Consider the following 5,950-nt stretch of genomic DNA (forward strand, 5'->3'; position numbering starts at 1 on the left):
AGCCCTCGTTTGCCCTGAAATTTGCGCCCAAATGGCCCTATCCGTCTCAGATGGCTTCCGCCGACCTCACAATCCATCCTGTCCATCAAAATGATGATCCCAAGCCAAAAAGGACACAAAAGTCAAAACCGATTGGACGCTCCGAGATCAACCAAGTTTCCACACACCCTCCGGACAATGCAGCCGTTTGATCTATCGCTATTGGGCGGCTCGAAACATCGGAAACAGGGGTGGGGCTTGGTCGGCTTTGATTAGACCCATCTCTTGAAAACCATAGCGCTTATACAGCGATAGATTTGTAGGGTTTGTCGACTCTAAGTAAGCAGGTCTTCCATCTTCGTCACAGCGTTTGAGGCAGCATTCAAGCAAGGCGGACCCCAACCCTTTTCCTTGGCGAAATGGATCGACCGCAATAAAAGCTAAATGCCAGCAGTCCTCATCCGGATGATAATTGTCCATCTGCCCAAAGGTTTCGAACAACGCATTATGCTTTTCTGGTGAGACCGTCTGCTCAAAACAGGCGACAAGCCGTTCTTCATCGGGGTAAATGCCTGGCGGAAGCCAAAGTGCGCCAGCGGTGAAATCATCGTTTCGAAACGCGCTGCCCTGTTCAAATGCCCGCCCTCCAAAGAAGTCCATTACTCGCGGGAAGTGGGTAAGGAAATCGGCAGGTTCAGGATACAGCCAACGCATGAATGGGTCCGCAGAAAATCCAAGAGCAAGTCCGCTTAACAAACTTTCTGCTTCACTTCGGGTTGATGATCTAAACATGGAATTACCTTTGGTCGTTCCACCTCGATTTTTAAGTTTTAGCATGAGGGCCGCAAACACTTGTTGTCAAATGCGCAATTTATTTTCCTGCTTAAGCAACGAAGGATGACTGCTCCGGGCTCGAACCTGACATTGAAGTGCCGGTGATCGTGGAGTCACTGGCACATGGTTGCCTTTCACTGCGCGGGATGTGTCGGCAGGTTCGGCATCGCCACCCAGCCCGGCAATTCATCCGGCACGACCGAGACATGCAGGCGTTCTGACTGATCCCGCCCGACCTTGCGGTGTTTGCGCAGCAGAAAGATCTTGCCCCAGCCGCGCCAGGTTCCAACCGATTGCGCATGGGCATCCGTCGGGAAACGGGTGCACCAGCCTTCGGGCATCGGCAGCCCGTGCATCTCGGCCTTGTCCAGCATCCAGATCAACGAGATATTGCTGAGCGGCCGGGCCTCTTCATAGCCGTTCAGCTGGCCGCCGATATCGCCGTGGGTGCCACGGAACCAGACCTGTTCCACATGACCTTTGAAATCGGGCTTGCATCGCCATAGAACCGGCTCGAACACCTCGCGCGTTTCGTCGAGGGCCAGCGCGTGATAGCCATGCAGAGTGGCAGGGCCCAGCTGGTGGTTGTGAAAGGCATGGCGATCCTCGGCCCAGCGCCACAGAAGCGGCAGGCGCAGGCCCAGCGCCTTGACCGTGTCCCAGACACCGACCATCTCGATCTTGACGTTGTCATGGCAGAACTTGCGGCGGAAATCGCGGGCGGCGGTGCCGCTGACATTACATTCATAGTGGCGGTAGGCTTGCAGGATATTCCGCTCGGTCGCGTGTTCGGCCTTGAGCAGGCCGATCATGTCGATCACTCCGGCCAGGCTGCGCACGCCGTAGGCTCCACGGGAATAACCGATGAAATAAATCCGGTCACCGGGCTTGTAGCGTGACGCCAGATAGCCATAGGCGCGGCGAATCTGGCGGTTGATGCCCCGGCCCATCATCACGTCCATGGTGGATTTCCAGCTTTCCCACTGCACGCCCGACTCGTAGAACACCGACACTTTGCTGCCCATTTCGCAGCACAGGCGATAGGTCTGACCGGCATGGGTTTCGAACCCCGGTTCGAGGGTGGACATGGTGCCATCTAGAATAATGACGTGGCTGATCGGCTCGCGGTGCCGCGTTTCGGCGGAGTGCTCGGACCGTAAGGGCCGCCCGAGCCATCCCAGAACCTTCCTACTCAGCCGCGACAGTTTCATGCGTCAGCAATTCCCAAACCTTATGAGGTGTGAAAGGCATATCCGCCTGCCGCACCCCGTGATCCCAGAGCGCATCCTGAACCGCGTTCGCCACAGCGGCCAGAGCGCCCACCGTGCCGGCCTCGCCGCATCCTTTCATCCCCATCGGGTTGGAAGTTGACGGCACCGGCGCCGAGGTAAACTTTATCATGGGTACGTCCACCGCGCGGGGCAAGGCGTAATCCATAAACGATGCCGTGAGCAGCTGTCCGTGATCATCATGCACCACATGTTCCGACAGCGCCTGCCCGATGCCCTGAACCACCCCGCCATGCACCTGCCCTTCGGCCAGCATCGGGTTGATAAGATTTCCGAAATCATCAACCACGGTGTAGCGGTCCACACGGGTTTCGCCGGTGAAGGAATCGATCACAACCTCGGCAACATGCGCGCCGTTAGGATAGCTGCGGGCATCCAGTTGCGCGCGGGACTCATGCGTCAGCAAGTCCAATCGCCCGTCAGCGCGGGCCATGGCCGCGGCTTCGGTCAGGGTCGGCGTCAGGTTCGAGCCCGGCGCGCGGAATGTTTCATGGTCAAATCGCACATCACTGTCCTCGACCCCCATCTTATCGGCCAGATAAGGCGTGAATGCGGCGATCATTTTGTCAATGGTGGCGAGGGTCGCGGTACTTTGCACCGTCACCGAGCGCGAGCCGCCCGTTCCGCCGCCATGGCCAAGCCGGTCGGTATCCCCCTGAATGACGGTGATCCTGGCCATCGGAACGCCGGTCTGATCGGACAGGAACTGGGCATAAACCGTCTCGTGCCCCTGCCCGTTCGATTGTGTGCCGACATAAAGGTTCACAGTGCCATCCTCGCAAAACTCGACCTTCGAGTTCTCGGAAGGGTCGCCCAAAATACTTTCGATATAGTAACAAAGACCCTGCCCCCGGATCAGACCGCGTTCGGCATCGGCGGCCTTGCGGGCCTCGAACCCGCTGGTCTGGCTGGCCGCACGGCGCAGGACCATGTCGAAATCTCCGACATCATAGGTTTCACCCGTGGCAGAGGTGTAGGGGAAATCGCCGGGCCTGATGAAGTTTTTGCGCCGCAACTCCCACGGGTCAACGCCCAGTTCGCGTGCCGCGCGGTCCATCACGCGTTCCAGCACATAGATCGCCTCGGGGCGTCCGGCACCGCGATAGGCGTCGACCTGTGTTGTCGTGGTATAGAACCCCTCGACCCGGAGATAGGTGGTCTGAACATCATAGACCCCCATCAGCACCTTGCTGAACAGGCTTGTCTGGATCGCCTGCGCGAAATGGCTGTTATAGGCACCAAGGTTGACTTTGCTGTGAACGCGGTAGGCGGTGATCCGGTGGTCGGCATCAAAGGCCAGCTCGGCCAGCGAGGTCAGATCGCGGCCGTGGTGATCGGACAGCATTGCCTCGGACCGGTCGGACATCCAGTGCACGGGCTGGCCCAGTTTCATCGCGGCCACGGCCACGCAGAAATATTCGGGATATGGCATCACCTTCATGCCAAACCCGCCCCCCACATCCGGGGTGGTGACACGGATCGCATCCGCATCGAGTTTCAGCTTTTGCGCCAGTTGTGCCTTCATCGCCCAGACACCCTGCCCGCCATAGGAAAAGTGCAGACGCCCGCCAGACCAGTCGGCCTGACAGCCCCGCGGCTCTAGCGAGCTGATGATGACGCGGTTGTCGTGCACGTTCAGCGAGACGGTATGGGCGGCGGCCTGAAAGGCGGCTTTGGTCGCGGCTTCATCACCCAAGCCCCAGTCAAACGCGCGATTGTCCGGCGCTTGCGGGTGCAGGGCCTCACCCCCCGCGTTCACGTCCAGCTTGGCAGCGCGTTCCCGGATATCTATCCAGATCAGCTCGACCGCGTCCTGCGCCTGCGCCAGCGTATCAGCGATGACAACGGCCACGGGTTCGCCCACAAAGCGCACCCGGTCCCTTGCCAGCATGTGCCGATCCGGCGCGGCAGAGCCGGTTCCGTCGCGGTTGGTCAAGGTTGCGGCATTCATCACTGTATCGATGCCCGAGGCTGCAAGATCGTCCAGTGTCATGACCAGCCGCACCCCGTCGGCATCCCGCGCAGCCTCAAGATCCAGCGCGGTGATATCGCCATGGGCCACAGGGCTGCGGAAGAAAGCGGCAAACAACGCATTGCCGGGCACGACATCGTCCATATAGCGCCCCTGCCCGGTCAGGAACCTCTGATCCTCGGTCCGTTTGACCGGCTGGCTTCTGCCGAATTTTTCCATGGGATGCTCCTGTCACTGCCTTGATGGCGACACTAGCCCTGCGTTCGCTTATGTCCAGCGCCTTGCATGAAAGCGTGTGGCAACACCGATGTCGTAAACAGGATTGCAGGAGCCGCAGAGGGATTCGTAGGCTGTTTGAAAATGCAGCCTGCCGGAGGTCCTCCATGCCCGAACCCATTTCCCTGTCACAGGGCCGTCTGGACGCCCCATCGATCGACGCGTATTGGCAAGACGGGTTTGCCTTTCCCATCACAGTCTTTTCGCCGGATGAGACCGCACAGTTTCGGGCCGAGCTGGAGCAGATCGAGAAGACATGGCGTGTGGCCGACCTTCCGCTGCCGCTGAACATGTACAAGCGCCTGAACGCCCATGTGGTGATGCCGCTGGTCGCCCGTATCGCACTGGACCCCAGAGTTCTGGACGTCGTCGAAGGAATACTGGGGCCGGACTTGCTGCTGTGGTCTGCGGAACTGTTCATCAAAGAGCCACGCACGACTCAGGTGGTGGGAATGCATCAGGACCTGACCTATTGGGGGATGGGCGAAACACCGGATCAGATGACCGCATGGATCGCATTGTCGCCTGCCACAATTGCAAGCGGCTGCATGGACTTTGTCAGGGGCAGCCACAAAAACCCGATCCTGCCCCATAACGACACGTTTTCAGACAACAACCTGCTGTCGCGCGGGCAGGAGGTGGCTGTCGATGTGGCAGACGAGGACAAAACGCATATCGAATTGCAGCCGGGTCAAATGTCGCTGCACCATGGCCTCACAATCCATGGCTCGGGACCCAATATGTCGGACGATCGGCGGATCGGGCTGGCGATCCGGTATCTGAACCCGAACGCGCAGCAAAAAGTGGCGGACCGCGATTACGCGGTCTTGGCGCGCGGCGAAGACCGGGTGGGCAATTTCATCCTCATCGAACCACCGACCGAATTGTTTTCGCCGCCAGCCTTGGCGCTTCATGCCCGCATTCGAGAGGATCAGGCCAAGGCGATGACACAAGGCGCGGCGCAAAGCACGCACCTGTACGGAAACGAGGCGACCGGCACGGGGTGACATCGGCAATCGTCGCCGCGCAGGGCCTTCCCCTTCCCGTCTCCATTCGCTATTGCAGGCGCTGACCCGAATTTGTTGACGCAGGACGCATCCCATGGCGATGGAAAAGACATTCAACGCGGCCGAGGCCGAGGCCCGTATCTATGAGGCCTGGGAACAGGCCGGAGCCTTCAAGGCAGGCGCGAACCGTTCGCGCGAGGAAAGCTTTTGCATCATGCTGCCACCGCCCAACGTGACCGGCGCGCTGCATGTGGGACATGCCTTTAACCATACACTGATGGATATTCTGATCCGCTGGCACCGGATGCGCGGGTTCGACACTCTGTGGCAACCTGGTCAGGACCACGCCGGCATCGCCACGCAGATGCAGGTTGAAAAGAAACTGATGGCCGAGGAGGGCAAGAAGCGCACCGACTACGCGCGTGAGGAGTTTCTGGCCAAGGTCTGGGATTGGAAGGGGCAATACGGCCGCAAGATTATCGAACAGATGACGCGGTTGGGGAATTCCTGCGACTGGTCGCGCAATGCCTTTACCATGGCGGGCGCGCCAGGTGACCCACGCACCGGGCACGAAAACTCACCCAACTTCCATG

Annotated in this window: 6 protein-coding genes; 3 read left to right on the top strand and 3 right to left on the bottom strand. The window is 59.5% G+C overall.

Annotation, left to right across the window (positions count from 1 at the left end):
* The coding region (locus AC2FNC_RS19680; protein WP_496716394.1) for a hypothetical protein at nt 1-191 on the top strand (191 nt) is incomplete at its 5' end.
* A gap of 7 nt (nt 192-198) precedes the next feature.
* Here AC2FNC_RS19680 and AC2FNC_RS19685 read toward each other — a convergent pair.
* From AC2FNC_RS19685 to AC2FNC_RS19695, 3 genes are all read right to left on the bottom strand, one after another.
* A complete protein-coding gene (locus AC2FNC_RS19685; RefSeq protein ID WP_480518910.1) occupies nt 199-816 on the bottom strand; it encodes a GNAT family N-acetyltransferase in 618 nt (205 codons plus the stop codon).
* Nucleotides 817-947: 131 nt separating this feature from the next.
* Complete coding sequence (locus AC2FNC_RS19690) at nt 948-2,024, bottom strand: T6SS phospholipase effector Tle1-like catalytic domain-containing protein (protein ID WP_496716397.1); 1,077 nt, start codon at nt 2,022-2,024, stop codon at nt 948-950.
* Entirely contained in the window at nt 2,002-4,293 is a 2,292-nt protein-coding gene (locus AC2FNC_RS19695) for a xanthine dehydrogenase family protein molybdopterin-binding subunit (protein ID WP_496716399.1), read from the bottom strand. The genes AC2FNC_RS19690 and AC2FNC_RS19695 overlap by 23 nt, the downstream gene beginning before the upstream one ends.
* Before the next feature lie 164 nt (nt 4,294-4,457).
* Between AC2FNC_RS19695 and AC2FNC_RS19700 the strand changes: the two genes are divergently transcribed.
* A complete protein-coding gene (locus tag AC2FNC_RS19700) occupies nt 4,458-5,357 on the top strand; it encodes a phytanoyl-CoA dioxygenase family protein (protein ID WP_480518906.1) in 900 nt (299 codons plus the stop codon).
* A gap of 94 nt (nt 5,358-5,451) precedes the next feature.
* Nucleotides 5,452-5,950 (top strand): class I tRNA ligase family protein (locus tag AC2FNC_RS19705; protein ID WP_496716400.1); only part of this gene is annotated, 499 nt, incomplete at its 3' end.

It is taken from the genome of Ruegeria sp. BHSA123 (assembly GCF_059613425.1).